Annotated in this window: 16 protein-coding genes; 7 read left to right on the forward strand and 9 right to left on the reverse strand. The window is 67.4% G+C overall.

Annotated elements, in window-relative coordinates:
• Positions 1-122: 122 nt before the first annotated feature.
• The 8 genes from G6N44_RS18350 to G6N44_RS18385 form a co-directional block, all read right to left on the reverse strand.
• Positions 123-1,958, reverse strand: a complete 1,836-nt coding sequence (locus G6N44_RS18350) for a CocE/NonD family hydrolase (RefSeq protein ID WP_163670123.1) — start codon at positions 1,956-1,958, stop codon at positions 123-125.
• Positions 1,959-2,126: 168 nt separating this feature from the next.
• On the reverse strand, positions 2,127-2,525 hold the full coding sequence (locus tag G6N44_RS18355) for a heme-binding protein (protein WP_163666323.1): 399 nt from the start codon (positions 2,523-2,525) through the stop codon (positions 2,127-2,129).
• A gap of 294 nt (positions 2,526-2,819) precedes the next feature.
• On the reverse strand, positions 2,820-4,367 hold the full coding sequence (locus G6N44_RS18360; protein WP_163666325.1) for an acyl-CoA carboxylase subunit beta: 1,548 nt from the start codon (positions 4,365-4,367) through the stop codon (positions 2,820-2,822).
• An 11-nt stretch (positions 4,368-4,378) separates the two neighbouring features.
• Entirely contained in the window at positions 4,379-5,614 is a 1,236-nt protein-coding gene (gene lipE / locus G6N44_RS18365) for a lipase LipE (RefSeq protein WP_163666327.1), read from the reverse strand.
• Positions 5,611-6,096 carry a peroxynitrite isomerase gene (locus tag G6N44_RS18370; RefSeq protein ID WP_163666329.1) on the reverse strand — a complete coding sequence of 162 codons (486 nt, stop codon included), beginning with the start codon at positions 6,094-6,096 and terminating at the stop codon, positions 5,611-5,613. The genes lipE and G6N44_RS18370 overlap by 4 nt, the downstream gene beginning before the upstream one ends.
• 56 nt (positions 6,097-6,152) lie before the next feature.
• Positions 6,153-6,788 (reverse strand): SRPBCC family protein, encoded by a 636-nt coding sequence (locus G6N44_RS18375; RefSeq protein ID WP_163666331.1) that lies wholly within the window; start codon positions 6,786-6,788, stop codon positions 6,153-6,155.
• On the reverse strand, positions 6,785-7,138 hold the full coding sequence (locus tag G6N44_RS18380; RefSeq protein WP_163666333.1) for an ArsR/SmtB family transcription factor: 354 nt from the start codon (positions 7,136-7,138) through the stop codon (positions 6,785-6,787). The genes G6N44_RS18375 and G6N44_RS18380 overlap by 4 nt, the downstream gene beginning before the upstream one ends.
• A gap of 55 nt (positions 7,139-7,193) precedes the next feature.
• Positions 7,194-7,829 carry a class I SAM-dependent methyltransferase gene (locus tag G6N44_RS18385; RefSeq protein WP_163666335.1) on the reverse strand — a complete coding sequence of 212 codons (636 nt, stop codon included), beginning with the start codon at positions 7,827-7,829 and terminating at the stop codon, positions 7,194-7,196.
• A 62-nt stretch (positions 7,830-7,891) separates the two neighbouring features.
• On the opposite strand from G6N44_RS18385, the gene G6N44_RS18390 reads away from it, so the two are divergent.
• The 5 genes from G6N44_RS18390 to G6N44_RS18410 all read left to right on the forward strand — a co-directional run bounded on the left by G6N44_RS18390 (position 7,892) and on the right by G6N44_RS18410 (position 12,399).
• The gene (locus G6N44_RS18390) at positions 7,892-8,434 is read left to right on the forward strand and encodes a hypothetical protein (RefSeq protein ID WP_163666337.1); all 543 of its coding nucleotides are present in this window, start codon (positions 7,892-7,894) and stop codon (positions 8,432-8,434) included.
• A 107-nt stretch (positions 8,435-8,541) separates the two neighbouring features.
• Positions 8,542-9,942: a PepSY-associated TM helix domain-containing protein gene (locus G6N44_RS18395; RefSeq protein ID WP_163666339.1), complete on the forward strand. Its 1,401-nt coding sequence runs from the start codon at positions 8,542-8,544 to the stop codon at positions 9,940-9,942.
• Positions 9,935-10,441: a copper chaperone PCu(A)C gene (locus tag G6N44_RS18400; RefSeq protein ID WP_163666341.1), complete on the forward strand. Its 507-nt coding sequence runs from the start codon at positions 9,935-9,937 to the stop codon at positions 10,439-10,441. The genes G6N44_RS18395 and G6N44_RS18400 overlap by 8 nt, the downstream gene beginning before the upstream one ends.
• Complete coding sequence (locus G6N44_RS18405) at positions 10,434-11,642, forward strand: Dyp-type peroxidase (protein ID WP_163666343.1); 1,209 nt, start codon at positions 10,434-10,436, stop codon at positions 11,640-11,642. The genes G6N44_RS18400 and G6N44_RS18405 overlap by 8 nt, the downstream gene beginning before the upstream one ends.
• 88 nt (positions 11,643-11,730) lie before the next feature.
• Positions 11,731-12,399, forward strand: a complete 669-nt coding sequence (locus tag G6N44_RS18410; protein ID WP_163666344.1) for a GNAT family N-acetyltransferase — start codon at positions 11,731-11,733, stop codon at positions 12,397-12,399.
• A gap of 2 nt (positions 12,400-12,401) precedes the next feature.
• On the opposite strand, the gene G6N44_RS18415 is transcribed toward G6N44_RS18410, so the two are convergent.
• Entirely contained in the window at positions 12,402-12,995 is a 594-nt protein-coding gene (locus G6N44_RS18415) for a TetR/AcrR family transcriptional regulator (RefSeq protein WP_163666347.1), read from the reverse strand.
• Between the two features lie 120 nt (positions 12,996-13,115).
• On the opposite strand from G6N44_RS18415, the gene G6N44_RS18420 reads away from it, so the two are divergent.
• Both G6N44_RS18420 and G6N44_RS18425 read left to right on the forward strand, forming a co-directional pair.
• Positions 13,116-14,123 carry an NAD-dependent epimerase/dehydratase family protein gene (locus G6N44_RS18420; protein WP_163666349.1) on the forward strand — a complete coding sequence of 336 codons (1,008 nt, stop codon included), beginning with the start codon at positions 13,116-13,118 and terminating at the stop codon, positions 14,121-14,123.
• 5 nt (positions 14,124-14,128) lie between these two features.
• Entirely contained in the window at positions 14,129-16,363 is a 2,235-nt protein-coding gene (locus G6N44_RS18425; protein ID WP_179964590.1) for an acyl-CoA dehydrogenase family protein, read from the forward strand.
• The last annotated feature ends 6 nt before the right edge of the window (positions 16,364-16,369 follow it).

The raw sequence follows: 16,369 nt of genomic DNA on the forward strand, positions 1-16,369 counted from the left end.
TGCGATGGCCGCAGCCGTCACGCGGCGCGACACCCGACCGAATATTCTCAGTCTCACACCGGCACGCTAACAATGCCCGAGCGGCGGCTATCGTGGCCGCGCCCGGCGTAACCCGTCTGTTATCAAGGTGATTCGGTTCTGATGCCGGATGGCGCAGTGGTGAACGCCGCCGGCGCGGCCAACGGGATGAGCAGACTCGACGGCGAATCCCCACCCTGACGGATGCGGTACGTCCCCGCGAACAGCGCCTCCCGCGCCGGCTGAGTGGGAACCAGGTGGGGGAAGTCGTAGGTGGTCAGGGTCAGCCGCAACCGGTGCCCCGGTTCGATCAGGGCGCCGGTGGGGAAGATCTCCAGGTCATATCGGGTCAGCTCGCCGCGCACGACGGGTTCGGCGGCGGCGCGGGTACTGATGTGATGCGGTCGTAGCACTTCTCCTTCTGGCCCGTCCGGCGTAAACCACGTCTTCTCCGGATCCAGGGCCCGGTGGGAGCCGAGCAGTGCACCCTGGGTCAGCGGCCGACTGGCCCCGTCCGGTGCGACGTCGTCGAGGTGAGCGACCCATAGGGTTTCGGTGGTGTCGGCGGTCGCCTGCACGGTCAAAGTGACTGGGCCGGCGATGAGTTGGGCCTCGGCGAACTCGGCAGTGGTGTAGGTCAGGGCCTCCCGCTGCAGGCGGCGGTTGTCCAGGTCGTACCCGATGCGGCGGCCCCGCTGGGAGGCCATGAAGCTGCCCATTCCCAGGGTCCACTGTTCCAGGCTGCGTCCGGAAACGGGACCGCGGACCGCGTATCGCAGTGTCGCTTCGGTCTGGTCGGTGGCCGGTTCGGCCGCCAGCTGCCCGCCTTCGGCGAGATACAGCCGGGTCGGCCTGGCCTCCGGAAACGGATAATCCTGCGCCTGGAACCACTCCGAGCTGCCGATGGCCCGGAAGCGGATCGGGGCACCGGTCACCTCGGCGGAGGCATCGTCCTTGAGCCAGCGGTCGAACCAGCGCAACTGCAAGGCATGCATGTGCAGGCCGTCGAGATCCGATACGTGATACCAGGGGCCCATGATCAGTTGCACCCGGTCCGACACCGGTTGGCCGGGCACCATCGGAGCGTTGGGCGGCCGACCGGTGTAGGCGTTCTGCAGCGCGGTGTAGTTCAGTGGGGCACCGCGCTGGAAGGCGTCGTGCCAGCCGCCGACGAGGAACACGGCTACCTGGTTGTGCGCGATATCGGGCAGCACGTCCGAGGCCCTCATGGTGTCCCAGAACGGCCCGTCGAAGGCGGTGTCCCCGCCGCTGGCGGCGTCGGAGATCATCGAGCGGAAGTACTGGCGTTGGTCGCGTCCGCGTTGGCGCACCGTGGCCAGGCCACCGGCCCGCGGGCGCTCATGTGTGCCGCGCCTCGTGAACTCCAGGACCGGGTTGACCAGGTTCAGCAGTGAATAGACCGCGCCGTAGGCCCGCACCGTGCGCATGTGCGGCACACCGCCCATGGTGACCACATCGCGGTAGAAGTCATTGCCGGCCATCACCGGGAAGATCGCCTTCAACGGCGAGTCAGGGCCGACCGCGGCAGCGGTGAGCAGTTGGTTGATCGCCAGGTAGGAGATGCCGAACATCCCGACCCGGCCGTTGGAATTGGGCAGTCGTGCAGCCCAATTCACCAGATCCACCCCGTCCTGGACCTGGACTGCACCCAGCATCTCGAAGGATCCGCCCGAGGCGCCGGTGCCACGCACATCGGCCATCACCTCGATGTAGCCGCGGCGGATCAGATACGGGGTGGCCCCGCCACCGATCTGGGCGGCCGGCGGCGGGGCCTTCTTGCCGTACGGGGTGATGGACAACAGCACCGGGAACGGCCCCGGCGCCGGTGCGCCGGTCTCGGGGACCGTCGGATAGTGGATGTCGGCTCGGAGCACGGTGCCGTCGGAGACGCGGACGGCCACATTGTGGTGGATTCCGATGCCGTAGCGCGCCGGCGGAGGTGTCCATTCCGGCTGCAGCGGCGACGGTGTGCGTTTACGGGCTCTCGCCGTCTTCTGCCCGGCCACGGTCGTGCCACGGGCATTCGGCCACCGGTTCGCCATCCGTCCTCCTCGACGTCTCGACCTGGTTCCACGGTAGCCAGTGGGCTATCCGGCCATGAACTCCGAGTAGGCCGAGGCCAGCTCGGGCGACAACGCCGTCACATTGCATGCACGCTGCGTGTCCCCGATCGGCGCCAGGATGCTCCGCAGGTCGTTGTACTCCTGCGGATTCGCGGTGAAGTACCCGCGCAGCGTGGCCGCAGCCTCCGGACGCGACTGGGTGAACGCAGCGGTCACCGCCTGGTTCGCACCCGGGTGGCTGCTCAGATACGTGCGCGCGGCTCCGGTGGTACTACTGACGGTGCCGGCCACCCCGCTGGCGCTGCAATCGGGTGCTGCGGCCGCCGTCGGCGCACCGATCATCGCCGCGGCAACGCCGCCCAGCAGACCTGCCGTGCAGGCGCCGGCAATTCCACGGCGCGCGGTGATAGCAGTTAATTTCATGATCATTTCCTTCGGGATTGTGTTGGGTCGCAATGCGTGATCGCGGATATCCCCGACCCGAATTCGAAGGTAGCCCCCATGCCGCCGAGCAAAGCATCTCCACTGAGAGACGGCTGTGGCGGGTGTGGTGGCGTTACATCTGGCGGCGTGAATTGCGCCTCAATATCAGCGAATAGCGGTAGATGATCTTGAATTGTCTCAGAGACCGGGCGCCATTCTTAATTGATCGTGATCTGCGCCGTCCGGCGTGGTGACCGAATTGTTATCCGGGCGCCGTCCAGCTAACTGAAATATTCACCAGGTATCGATGAACCGCGCACGGGTGGGCAGCCGTTCGTGCTGAGCGGCCGCGGCCAGCGTGGCGGCGATCAATCCCCGGGTTTCGGCCGGGTCGATGACATCGTCGATCTCGAACAGTGCGGCGGAGTTGAGCGCCCGGGCGTTCTCCTCGGCAGCTGCGGTGGCAGCCCGCACCGCCTGCTCGCGCTCGTCGTGATCGGCGATGGCCTCCAGCTCCTTACGCAGGCCCAGGCGCACGGCACCCTCCAGGCCCATCGGACCCAGATGGGCACCCGGCCACGCCAGCGTGAGCAGCGGCTCGTGCAGACTTCCGCCGCACATCGCCTGGGCACCAAGGCCGTACCCCCGCCGCAGGATCACCGCGATCAACGGCACCGTCAGTGCCGCGCCCGCCACCAGCATCCGTGAACCGCGCCGGACCAGGGCTTCTGCCTCGGCGGCCGGGCCGACCATGTAACCGGGGCAGTCCACCAGGGAGATGACCGGCAGATCGAATGCATTGCACAGCTGCAGGAACCGGGCGGCCTTGTCGGACGCCGCTGCGGTGATGGCGCCGGCCATCACCATGGTGTTGTTGGCGATGATGCCGACGGGCCGACCGTCGATCCGCGCCAGAGCCGTCACCATCTCCGGGGCGAACTTTTCCCGCAGGAAGGTCACCGAGCCGGCGTCAGCCAGTGTCTCGATGATCGGTGCCACCAGATAGGCACGCCGCGCCCGTTCGGGAATCATTGTGCGTAGCGCAGTTTGGTCGGCAGCCGGGCCCGGTTCGGTCGGCCCGGTGAAATAACCCAGCAATGTCCTGGTGGTCGCGACCGCCTGCTGTTCGTCCGCCACGACGATGTCGACGACACCGTTGGGCGCCTGCACCGAGATGGGGCCGACATCGTCGGGGGCGACCTCGCCGAGGCCACCGCCGGCGATCATCGCCGGTCCGCCCATCCCGATCGAGCTGTCCTCGGTCGCGACGATCAGGTCGGCCGCCCCGGCGATCACCGCGTTGCCCGCGAAACACCGGCCTTTGACCACGGCGATGCGTGGCACCAGGCCGGACAGCCCGGCCCACAACGCGAATGCCCGGATGTCCAGGGACGAGACCGTCGGAATGTCGGTGTCACCCGGGCGTCCGCCACCGCCTTCGGCGAAGAACACCGTCGGCAACTTCAGCCGCTCGATGATCTCGAACAACCGGTCTTTCTTGCGGTGACCGATGGCGCCCTGGGTTCCGGCCAGCACCGTGTAGTCGTAGGAGAGCACCGCACACGCGACTCCGCCGATCCGTGCGGTGCCGGCCAGCAGACCGTCACCGGGTGTGCGTTCGATGAGGTCCTCGAGGCTGCGACGCTGTCGCTGAGCCGCGATCGCGAACCGCCCGTACTCGACGAACGATCCGTCGTCGATCAGATCGGTGATGTTCTCGCGCGCGGTGCGGCCCCCCGCGGCACGGCGGCGGGAGACCACCTCCGGTCTGCCCGCATCCTCTGTCAGCGCTTTCCGGCGCAGCAGTTCGGCGAGATCGTCGCGGAGTGGTTCATCGGGCATCGGCTGACTCCTCAGTCGACCGGGATCTCGGCCGCGATCCGGTCCAGCACGGCGGGATAGCGATTCGCTTCGCGGTGCGCGCCGGGCTTGCCGCTGCTGACGATCGCCGCCGACAGGCTGCGTTTCGGGTCGGCCCACACCGCGATGTCGACCAGGCCGGTGTGTCCGAACGCACCCTCGGTGTGACGGCCGAAGGGCCCGAACCGTTTGCCGCCGAGCATGTACCCCGTGCCCCAGCGCATCGGCTTCAGGCCGGTCGCCACGTCCGGTCGCATCCGCCGGGCCGGTGCCGTCGCGGCCTGCAGGGTCTCGGGCTTCATGATCCGGACCCCGTCGAGTTCGCCTCCGCGCCGCAGGATCTCGGCGAACCGGGACAGCTCATCGGCATTGGAGACGGTGGTCGACGAGGGGATGACGCTGGTGAGGAACAACGGGGTGTTGCTGAGCGGGATGATCCGGTCCAGCGTCCCGCCCACCGCGGCCCGGAACGCCGCGGCGATCGGTGCGGGCAGCGGCTTGCCGGTGACGTGGCTGGGCGCGACCAGTGGAACCTCTTCTGGGGCAACACCGTAATTGGTCCACCGGAAGCCCAGCGGGTCGAGGATCTCGTCGGCGAGGATGTCTCGGATGTTGCGACCGGTGGCCGCCGAGACGATCTCGCGGACCAACGGGCCCCAGGTCAGCCCGTGGTAGATGTGCACCAGTCCCGGCCGGTAGACCGGCTTGAGCAGGGCCAATTGCTCACGGGTGTACTCGCTGTCGTCGACGCGGGTGACGTCGGGACGTGGTCCGGTGTGGATCGGGACTCCGGCGCTGTGGGTGATCACATGCCGGATGGTGGTGCGGTCCTTGCCGTGACTGGTGTAGCTCGGCAGGTAGTCGCAGACTCGGTCATCGAGGGAGAAATGTCCCTGCTCGACGAGCATGTGCACCACCGTGGTGCTGATCGCCTTGGCCGCCGAGTAGACGCAGAACGGGGTCGCGGTGGTGACCGGAATCTTCTCGGCATCCGGTGCCTCGTCGGGGCCGTTGCCCCAGCCGTGGCCGATGGCCCGGTTCAGCACGGTTTTTCCGTTGCGCCGCAAGCACACCTGGATGGCCGGGTGCAACCCGGATCCGTACCAGTACCGCACGGATTCCCAGATCCGCTCGACGGTCTTCGGGTCGATCTCCGAGTGGTCCTCGTCGCCGATGTCGGTGACCGCGTCCAGGTCGGAGGGGAGGGCGATCTTGCCGTCTGGGCTCATGCGCTCTTCCTGGTCAGCGTCGCGGAAAGATGGTGCTGCAGTGGCTGTCCGACCGCGCCCATCTGCAGGTCGTAGGTAAGTCGGTCTTCGTCGACCCGGATGGAACGCGACAGTGCCGCAACATTTTTGGCCGATGCGGTCAGCCCGATGGTCGTCGCGACCAGCTCTATCTCGATACGGCCGTCGACGACCCGGACCGTGCCCTCCTGGATCTCGGTGACGCCGGTCGGGTGAGCCAGCACCCACTCGACCCGGCCGGGCGCCGGCACCCGCAGGTATCCGGTCTCGGCGTGCAATGGGCGACCGTCATCGCGGGCCTTGGTGCGCTGACTGTAGGTCAGGAACGGCTTGCCGACGTGGTCGAAGGTGATCTCTTCGAGGTAGTCGAACGACTCGATCGTCGGATATTCACCCGTTCCGGGGCCGGCCCAGGTGCCGAGCAGAGGGGCCAGCGCAGTCAGGTTCGGGTGGAGGTCAGGCACACCGACAGGGTACGGCGGTGGTCCGGTGGCACCGCGTCACGGCGCGTCTGCCCAGGTCAGCCCGCGGTGTACGCCTCGGTGGTGCGATCCGCCGCGGCGCGTGCCTGAGCGGGATCCTCGCCGGCGGCCAACGCGGCCTGGTACCAGAGTTCGCTTGCGCCGGACATGAAGGCACGACCCTCGGTGCCGGCCGCCCAGGCCGCCCCCTCTTCCGGCGTGATGCGGTCGCCGCTACCGAGGTATCCGGCAAGTCCGAGAAGTGCGGAGTCCCAACCGACTCCGACTGCCCCCGGTCCGAATTGCAGCCAGAACTCGTCGTCGTCGCCAGAGTGCATGATGTGGTCGAGAGTGAACGTGGCCCGGCCTTCACCCGCGTCGGTGATGGTCACCTCGACCCAGCTGGTCGCCCCCATGGCCTCCCACGTGGTCGTGAAGGAGCGCGGCGGTTCGCACGTCAGCACCTCGCCGGAGGCGTTTCCTTCCAGCTGGAATCGACCGCCCACCTGCAGCTCACCAGTGATCGGCAGGAACCAGCGGGGGATCCGCTCGATGCTGGTGCAGGCGTCCCACAGGTCGGCGGCGTCGGTGTCATAGATCTGGCTGACACTCACGACGCGCGCCTCGCGGGCCTCGAACGTCGTGCGGCCCACGCTGCGGCGGACTGCGTTGAGCTGGTGCTGGACATCGATCACGGGGAACCCTCCTTGTTCGCGGTTCTTCTTCGCCCACGTTTGCCGCGGGCAATCTCGGTCGCCAGCGCATCCAGATGCGGCGTCCAGTTGCGCCGGAACCGCTCCAGCCACTGGTCGACCTCACGCAACGGTGCGGTGTCGACGCGGTACAGCCGACGTGTGCCTTCAGCCCGCACACTGGCGAAACCGTTGTCCCGCAACACCTTGAGATGCTGCGAGACCGCAGGCTGGCTGATCTCGAACTCGGCTCGGATCACCTCGGTGATGGCGCCGGAGGTCAGTTCGCCCGCCTGGATGAGCTCCAGGATCCGCCTGCGCACCGGATCTCCGAGGATGTCGAAGGCGTGCACGTCACGACTCTAAAAGCTCTTACTTATATAAGTCAAGGCTGAATCTTGCACCGAGTCACGACGTCTGCGCGATGACCATGGCCTGGGCCGTGGGCTCATCGAGGTGAACCTGCCGCGCCCGCTTGGTTGTCGCGTACACGGTGAACCCGGTGGCCTCCAGGGCGGTGCACACCGCGGCGGTGTCGTGGCGCAGGAATGTCAGCGCCACATCGTGGCCGAAGGCGTGGTCGTAGACCGCGGGCTCACCGTCGGTCTGGAATGCCAACAGCACCCATCCCGGTTTGGTCAGGACCCGGCGGTACTCGATGAACAGTTCCAGCAACGCCTCGGCGGGGGTGTGGATGATCGAGTACCAGGCACACACCGCATCGAAGGTCCCCGGCGCGTACGGGAGGTCGAACATGTCGGCGGTCTGGAACTGCAGCTCCGGCCATTTCTGCCTGGCGAGAGACACCATCGCAGCCGAGCCGTCGATCCCTTCGGTCTCCAATCCACAGTCGGCAAGCTCGGCGGCGGCCTCACCGGGCCCGCACCCCACATCGAGGGTGTTGCGTCCGCCGGCCCGCGCCACCAGGTCCGCGAAGGACCGCAGAACCGCACGGTCGAAGGGCCGGGATTCGAATTCGCCGGCGAAGGTCCGGGCGTACTCGGGGGCGATCAACTCGTACTGGTCGTGTGCCGGGCTCGTCACGGTCGTCACCCTAGGGCCAGATGCCGGAAGCCCTGCTCAGGCCGCACGGTAAGGTTCCGCAGGTGAGCACGTATGCCAAGCATGCCGCGCGCCTGCGCGGTGGTCTGGTCGGCGCGTGCTCGGCACTGACCGCGATGGTCGCGCACACCGCGGCCGGCGGCATGGCTCCGACCAGCAGCCCACTGGTCGTGTTGTTGCTGCTGTGCGCGGCGCTCGGTGCCGCAGTGGGTGGTCTGAATCCGCAGGCGCGTTCGGTCAAGACCGGTCTGCTGATTGCGGGTCTGGTCGCCGGGCAGCTACTCGGTCACTTCGCACTGGCGATGTCCGGCGGGCACCATCACGCGGCATCGCTTCTCACCGCACCCATGATCGGGATGCACGCCGTGGCCGCGGTGGGTCTCGGTCTGGTCATCGGCATGGCCGAGTACCTGTTCGTGGTCTGCGCATCGGTGCTGTCCTGGTTGCGGATCTTCGGCACCGCCCGTCTCCACCCGTTGGTCCGTGACCTCTGGTGGCCTTCGAATGTGGTTGTGGCGCGGCCGGTTCTGCTGCGCGCCGGTCTGGGAATGCGGGCACCGCCGGCGGTGCCCGGCATGGGCTTCTGAACGCCCGCTCCTTCATCTGAGCCGGTCGATCACTGACCGGGCTGTTTCCCGTGGTGCCCCGTGTGCACCTGTGGCACTTTCACGTTCTTTTCCGCGAAGGCATTTCCATGACCATCACCCCTGACGATCAACTACGGGAGGAATCCCCTCCACCCGTCAAACCCCATTCCATCCGTCCCCTTCTGGTGCGGCTGCACTTCTATGCCGGTGTATTCGTCGGCCCGTTCCTCCTGATCGCGGCCGTCACCGGCCTGCTCTACGCGCTGATCCCGCAGATCGACACGTTCGTCCACCGGCACGAGCTGACGGTCGAGCACGTCGGGACCGAGCGGCTGCCGCTGGCCGACCAGCTGGCCGCGGCGCGTCATGCCCATCCGGAGGGCACGGTAGAGAGCATCCGCCCGCCCGCGGCGCCTGACGAGACCACCCAGATCCGCCTGCTGGTGGGCCCGGAATACACCGACGTTCCGCCGGACTACTCACGCACGGTGTTCGTCGACCCCTACTCGGGGGAGGTGCGCGGGGCGCTGACCACCTACGGGCAGTGGATGCCGGTGCGGGCCTGGTTCGACGAGTTGCACCGCAACCTGCATCTCGGGGTGGTCGGCCGCAACTACAGCGAGCTGGCGGCCAGCTGGATGTGGGTGATCGCGCTGGCTGGGCTGGCCCTGTGGATCCTGCGTCGCCGGGAGAACCGCACGCCGCGTGATCTGGTCCTGCCGGACCGTACGGCTTCGGGGCGTCGACGCACGCTGTCCTGGCACGGAGCGGTGGGGGTGTGGATAGTGGCGGTCCTGCTCGCGCTGTCGGTGTCGGGTATCACCTGGTCCCGTTATGCGGGGGAGACGGTCAACGGTATCCAGGCGAGGTTGAACACCACGGCGCCTGCCGTCGACACCTCGCTGTCGGGTGCCCAGGCCGCTACCGCTGAGCATCACGGTCAGCACGGCGGCCCGTCCGAGTTGGGCGGCGCCGACACCGTGCTGCGGACCGCCGAGCAGGCCGGGCTGCGCGGCCCGATGTGGATGTATCCGCCGGCCGAGGCCGGTGAGGCCTGGAAAGTTGCTGAGCGCAAACGTGATTGGCCTACCCGTGCCGACGAGATCGCGGTCGACCCCGATACGGGCAAGGTGACCGACCGGGTCAACTTCGCGCAGTGGCCGCTGTTGGCCAAGCTCACGGACTGGACGATCGACGCCCATATGGGCCTGTTGTTCGGTGTTGCCAACCAGATCGTGTTGGCGCTCACCATGGTCGGGTTGATCACCGTCATCGTGCGCGGTTATCGGATGTGGTGGCAGCGCAGGCCGACGCGGGGTTCGGCGTGGGCGGTGGGTCGTCCGCCGCTGCGTGGGGTTCTTCGTCAGTTGCCGTTCTGGGGCAGGGTGGCCGCGGTGGTCGTGGCGGTCGTCGTCGGGTGGTCCCTGCCGTTGTTCGGGTTGAGCCTGCTGGCCTTCCTGCTGGTCGATGTTGCTGTGATGCGTTGGAAGGAAAGATCAAATGTCTAAGTTTGCAGCTGTTTTGACGGGGACCGCATTGGCCTTGGCGGTCGGGTTGGCCGCGTGTACCGAGAGCCATCAAGAGCAGAACATGGCCGATACGGTGCAGGTCAGCGAGCAATGGGCCAGCGCCGCAGACGGCGGGATGACCGCAGTTTTCGGCACTCTCACGAACACCGGACACCACGATGTGCGCATCGTCGCGGCGACCTCGCCGGCGGCAGGCATGGTGGAACTGCACGAGGTCGTCAGCGATGGCGGCGGATCGAAAACCATGCAGCCCAAGGCAGGTGGGCTCGCCATCGCGGGCGGAGCCACGCACGAACTGGCCCCGGGCGGGGATCACCTGATGCTGATGGACCTCAAGGCCCCGCTCCAACCCGGCGCGGACGTTCCGGTTTCACTGGTATTCGAGGACGGCTCGTCACTGCCGGTCACGGCCCAGGTGCGTGATTTCGCCGGTGGAAACGAGAGCTATCAGCCGTCGTCCCCACACGGACATGGCTGAGCCGTCCCGGCTGGCGGTCAACCGGCGGCGCCTCCTCACCGGAGGTGCGGCCGCACTGGCCGTCGGCGCGGTGCTGAACCAATCCGGTGCGGCCCATTCGGCCACCGTGCAAAAGGGTTTCGGTGTCGACGTGGAACCGTTCTACGGACCGCACCAAGCCGGGATCGCCACTGCACCGCAGTCACACGGGTTGTTCGTGGCATTCGACCTGAAGACCGACGGACGGCGCACCGAGCGGGAAACCGTCGCCGCGATCCTGAGGTTGTGGACGGCCGATGCGGCCCGCCTGACCCGCGGCGCCCCGGCGTTGGCCGATACCGAGCCCGAACTCGCCACCCGCCCGGCCAGATTGACCATCACGGTCGGTCTGGGGATCGGCCTGTTCGATCGGATCGGGCCACCGGGTTCCCGACCGCGGTCGGCCCGTGAACTGCCGGTGTTCGACGTGGACCGGCTCGAAGACAGGTGGTCCGGCGGTGATCTGCTGTTGCAGATCTGTGCCGACGATCCGGTGACGGTGGCGCATGCCAACCGGGTGCTGACCAAGAACGTCCGGTCGATGGCGATGCCACGCTGGCGGCAGGCCGGGTTCCGCAATGCCCGCGGCGCAGACGCGAGCGGTACCACCATGCGCAACCTGATGGGGCAGGTCGACGGCACGGCGAATCTCGCCGACGCCGACTTCGATGATCTGGTCTGGATGGCCGGTCCGGTACACCCGGCACTGGTCGGCGGCACGTTGCTGGTCATCCGGCGCATCGCGATGCAACTGGACACCTGGGATGAGCTGGATCGCCAGAGCAAGGAGTTCGCCGTCGGTCGCACCCTGGATTCGGGTGCACCGCTGACCGGCACCCGTGAGACGGACGAACCGGATTTCACGTTGACACAGAACGGGATTCCGGTCATCCCGCAGAATTCCCATGTCGCGCTGGCGCATCATCACGGCACGCGGGAGCGGTTCCTGCGACGGCCCTACAACTACGACGATCCGCCAGAACCCGGCCAGACGTCGAACAGCGGCTTGATCTTCGCGACCTTCCAACGTGATATCGACGAGCAGTTCCTCCCGGTGCAGCGCCGCCTCGCCCAGTTCGATGCGCTCAACCAGTGGACCACCGCGATCGGGTCGTCGGTGTTCGTCGTGCCGCCCGGGGTGCGGACACCGGACGATTACCTGGGGCAGGAGTTGGTCGGCTGACCGCTGGTCACCACGGCACGAGAAATGGACCGACTCTGAGCTGACGTTGCCGTGCACACAGCACACGATGCTGATCTACGCTCGCGGTATGACCGATCACGATAAAGCCGCAGCCCGGCGTGAAATTGCCGACGCTCTGCTCAACGCCCTGAACCGGCGCCACGAGGTGCTCGACGTGATTGTGGACGCCGACGATCGGGCCGCCGCCGTCGAGGCGGTCGCCGAGCTGCTCGGCACCTCCCACGCGGCGTCGGAAGCGGTGGTGGGGCTGTCCTTCGCACACATCACCAAGGATTCGCGGAAGGCGATCGCCGCCGAACTCGACGACCTGAACAGCCAGCTGAGCTTCACGGTGTCCGAGCGTCCGGCGGCCTCGGGTGATTCGCTGGAGTTGCGGGCGTTCGCCGCCGACACCGACCGCGACATCTTCGTCGCCCGGACCACCGATGTCGGGGCCTCCGGTGACGGGTCGGGTGCCCCGGCGGCCGATGTCGATGACGAGATCCGCGCGGCCCTGGGCCGGGTGGACGCCGAAGAGGCCGCCTGGTTCGTGGCGTTGGAGGGGGACCAGAAGGTCGGCATGGTGTTCGGCGAGCTGACCCACGGCGAGGTCAACGTCCGGATCTGGATCCACCCGGGCTTCCGCAAGCACGGCTATGGAACCGCCGCCTTGCGCAAGTGCCGCTCGGAGATGGCAACGTACTTCCCCGCCGTCCCGATGGTGGTGCGGGCACCCGGGGCCGAACCTCCGGCCTGATCTCAGCCAGAAGTCGGGTGGAGCAGGCTCGCGACGATGGTGCGCGCCAAGATTTCGGCGCGTTGTCGCGGGTAGCTCCGTCCTTCGGAGAGCATCGGATAGACCACACCGCCGAGCAGGGCGTCGGCGGCGGCCGACGCCAGGTCGGGCTCGATGTGCTCGGCCAGCAGTCGGGTGCGCACCGAGTCCAGTAGTGGCCGGCTGAAACCGGCCCGCAGCCGCGCCGCGGTGTCTTCGTGCTCCAGTGAGGCGGCGGTCAGGATGCGCAGCATCGCGTAGCCGCGCTCGGTGGTCAGCGCGGCGGCCAGAGTGCGGGCCCAGGAGACCAGGTCCGCGGTGACGTCGTCGGTGTGCGGCATGGTGGACAGGATCTTGTCGGCGTCTTCCAGGAGCACGTCGGCGACCAGCGCGGGCCGGCTCGGCCACCAGCGGTAGATGGTCTGTTTGCCGACCCCGGCTCGGGCGGCGACAGCCTCGATACTCAGCCCGTCAAAACCCCGGTCCAGCAGCAGTGCACGCGTGGCCTCGATGATGGCGACCCGTGACTTCTCACTGCGCCGCCGCGGGGGAGCAGCTTCATCGGTGCTGGGGGCCATCGGCACGTCCTCGTCGCTCCATCGCAGGGATCTTTACACAGAAAGCTACCGCCCGTAGTCTCCCACAAGACGAGACGTAGCGTCTCGTAATTTGGTGATGAACGACGGACGCAAGGGCGCATGGCAACAAAGAAATTGGTCATCGGGGCCAGCGGATTCCTCGGTTCGCATGTCACGAGGCGACTCGTCGAGCGTGGCGAGGATGTTCGGGTGCTCATCCGCCGCACCAGCTCCACCCGCGGGATCGACGACCTCGACGTGGAGCGGGTCTACGGCGACATCTTCGATCCCGAATCGGTACGCGCCGCAATGGACGACTGCGACGTGGTGTACTACTGCGTCGTCGACGCCAGGGCCTGGCTACACGATCCGGCCCCGCTGTGGCGAACCAATATCGAAGGGCTGCAAGAGGTCCTGGATGTCGCCGTCGAGGCGGGACTGGAAAAGTTCGTCTTCACCAGCTCGATCGCAACCATCGGCATCGCCGAATCCGGGCTTGCCACAGAAGATCTGGCACACAATTGGCTCGACGTGGGTGGCGAATACGTACACACCAGGATGCTCGCCGAGCAGATGGTGCTGCGCTACGCCCGTGAGCACGGCCTGCCCGCGGTAGCGATGTGTGTGGCGAATACGTACGGCCCGGGAGACTGGCTGCCGACGCCCCACGGTGGTCTGGTCTCCGCAGCGGTGCGGGGCAAGATGCCGTTCTACGTCAAAGGTGCAGGGGCCGAGACTGTCGGCATCACCGACGCCGCCGAGGCGCTGGTCCTGGCGGGTGAGCGGGGCCGGGTCGGTGAGCGTTACATCGTGTCCGAGCGTTTCATGACGGCTCAGGAGATCTACCAAACCGCCTGTACAGCTGTTGATATCGCACCTCCACGGCGTGGTATCCCGATTCGCCTGCTGGCGGCCGCGGGCGCGGTGATCGATCCCGTGGCCCGGCTGCGCAAGAAGGAGAACCAGCTCAGCCCGCTGACCGTACGGCTGATGCATGTGATGTCGCCGATGGATCACGGCAAGGCGGTCCGAGAACTCGGATGGCAGCCGAAGCCGACGACGGAGGCCATCGCCGAGGGCGCCCGCTTCTTCGCGGCCGGACGTTCCAAGTCAAGTAGGCGCTCATGACCCATGTGTCCATAGCTCTGACTCCGGAGCAGCAGCAGCTCAGTGCGGCCGTTGAGCAGTTCGCGGCCCGGCACGCACCGATCGATGCGACCCGGGCCGGATCGGACGATCTGGCCGACGGGCACCTGCCGTCCTGGTGGGACACATTGACAGACAACGGCTTCCACGCTGTGCACCTGCCCGAATCCGTCGGAGGACAGGGCGGCAGGCTGGAGGACATGGCCTGTGTGTTGGAGGCCGCGGGATCGGCACTGTTGCCGGGGCCGCTGCTCACCACGGCGATAGCCGGGGCCTCAGTAATGGCCTCAGCGGGCGCTTCAGACGAAGGTGCGGCCGCCGCGACGCTGCTCAAAGAGATCGCGGCCGGTGCCCCCGCGGCCGTACTGTCCGGTGACCAGGCCGCGTTCACAGCCCGGCGTGACGGGGACGGTTGGCGCCTCACCGGTTCGTCGGGCCTGACCCTGGGAATGTGCTCGGCGCAGCGCGCCGTGGTGCCGTTCACCGAAGAGACGGGCGCCCTGCTCTGGGCGGTGTTGAATCCGGCTGAGGGGCAGGTGGAAGCGCGTCGCGGCACGGACCTGACCACCGATCTGGGCATCCTGCACCTGCGTGATCATGCAGTGCCGGCCAGCGCGATCCTGACCGGGTTGGACGCCGACCGGGTCAGTGATCTGACCGTCGCGCTCACCGCAGCTGCGGCCGCCGGGATCACCCAATGGTGCGTCGACACTGTCACCGAACACCTGCGTACCCGCGAACAGTTCGGCAAGCCGATCGGGACGTTCCAGGCGTTGCAGCACAAGGCGGCGATGCTGCTGGTGAACAGTGCGCTGGCAACGGCAGCGGCCTGGGATGCGGTGCGGGCACTGAGCGGATCCGCCGATACCGACCAGCGCCGGCTGACCGCCTGCTCGGCCGCGGTGATGGCGGTCATGCCGGTTCCCGGCCTGGTACTCGAGGCGCTCACCATGCTCGGTGCGATCGGCTTCACCTGGGAACACGACCTGCACCTGTACTGGCGACGGGCCACCAGCCTGGCCGCCTCGATCGGCCCGGTGTCGCGGTGGACCCGCACCCTCGGCACGTTGTCGGGAACCGCCACCCGCGACCTGACCGTGAACCTCGGTGAGGTCGACGCCGACTTCCGGGCTCGGGTCGTCGCGATCCTCGACCGCGCACTCGGCCTGTCCGACAACGGTTTCAGTCGTCAAGGTGACTATCCGGAGTTCGCGGTAGGACCGCGACGTGAGCTGCTTGCCGACTCTGGCCTGATCGCCCCGCACTGGCCCGCACCGTGGGGGTGTGACGCGAGCGTGCGTCAACAGCTCATCGTGGAAGAGGAGTTCGGAAAGCGGGCCGGCCTGGTGCGCCCGTCGGTCGGTATCGCCGAATGGATTCTGCCGAGCGTGATGGCGGCCGGAACCCCGCAACTACAGGAACGTTTCGTACCCGCGACCCTGCGCGGGGATCTGTCCTGGTGTCAGCTGTTCAGTGAGCCGGGCGCGGGCTCCGACCTCGCCGCGCTGAGTACCAGGGCCGTGCGGGTCGAGGGTGGCTGGCGTATCAACGGGCACAAGATCTGGACCTCGCTGGCGCACCGGGCCGATTACGGTGCGCTGCTGGCCCGGACCGATCCCGACGCTCCCAAGCATCGTGGCATCGGCTATTTCATCCTCGACATGCGTTTGCCCGGAGTGGAAGTCCGCCAGATTACTCAGTCCAGCGGGCGAGCCGAGTTCAACGAGGTGTTCCTGACCGATGTCTTCGTGCCCGACGGGATGCTGCTCGGCGACCCGGCATCGGGCTGGCAGCTGGCCATCAGCACCATGGCCCACGAGCGGGTGGCGATCAGCGGCTACGTCAACATCGACCGGATGGGCGCTCTGCGCGAACTCGTCGCAGTCACCCCCGATCCCGATCCGGTGCTGCATGCCATCGGCGAGATCGACGCCTACACCAACGCGCTCAAGGCATTGGGAGTGCGGGAGACGTTGCGCCTGCTCGACGGGCAGGCCCCCGGTCCGGCGTCGAGCATCGCCAAGGTGGCCACCAACGTGATGCTTCGTCGGGCAGCCGAACTCACCCTCGGCCTCACCGGACCGCTTGCGCTGGAACAGGACAGCCAACCGGCCGTGGTGGGGCCCTACCTGGACCTTCCCGCCGAGCTGATCGGCGGCGGAACGACCGAGATCCAGCTCAACATCATCGCCCAGCTGATTCTGGGACTACCCCGAAAGTGAGGAGCA

It is taken from the genome of Mycolicibacterium alvei (genome assembly GCF_010727325.1).
GTDB classification, from domain to species: domain Bacteria; phylum Actinomycetota; class Actinomycetes; order Mycobacteriales; family Mycobacteriaceae; genus Mycobacterium; species Mycobacterium alvei.

Coding starts and splice junctions, on each gene's coding strand:
- G6N44_RS18355 (WP_163666323.1), bottom strand. CDS start 2,525: ATGAAATTAACTGCTATCACCGCGCGCCGTGGAATTGCCGGCGCCTGC.
- G6N44_RS18360 (WP_163666325.1), bottom strand. CDS start 4,367: ATGCCCGATGAACCACTCCGCGACGATCTCGCCGAACTGCTGCGCCGG.
- lipE (WP_163666327.1), bottom strand. CDS start 5,614: ATGAGCCCAGACGGCAAGATCGCCCTCCCCTCCGACCTGGACGCGGTC.
- G6N44_RS18395 (WP_163666339.1), top strand. CDS start 8,542: ATGACCATCACCCCTGACGATCAACTACGGGAGGAATCCCCTCCACCC.
- G6N44_RS18400 (WP_163666341.1), top strand. CDS start 9,935: ATGTCTAAGTTTGCAGCTGTTTTGACGGGGACCGCATTGGCCTTGGCG.
- G6N44_RS18405 (WP_163666343.1), top strand. CDS start 10,434: ATGGCTGAGCCGTCCCGGCTGGCGGTCAACCGGCGGCGCCTCCTCACC.
- G6N44_RS18410 (WP_163666344.1), top strand. CDS start 11,731: ATGACCGATCACGATAAAGCCGCAGCCCGGCGTGAAATTGCCGACGCT.
- G6N44_RS18415 (WP_163666347.1), bottom strand. CDS start 12,995: ATGGCCCCCAGCACCGATGAAGCTGCTCCCCCGCGGCGGCGCAGTGAG.
- G6N44_RS18420 (WP_163666349.1), top strand. CDS start 13,116: ATGGCAACAAAGAAATTGGTCATCGGGGCCAGCGGATTCCTCGGTTCG.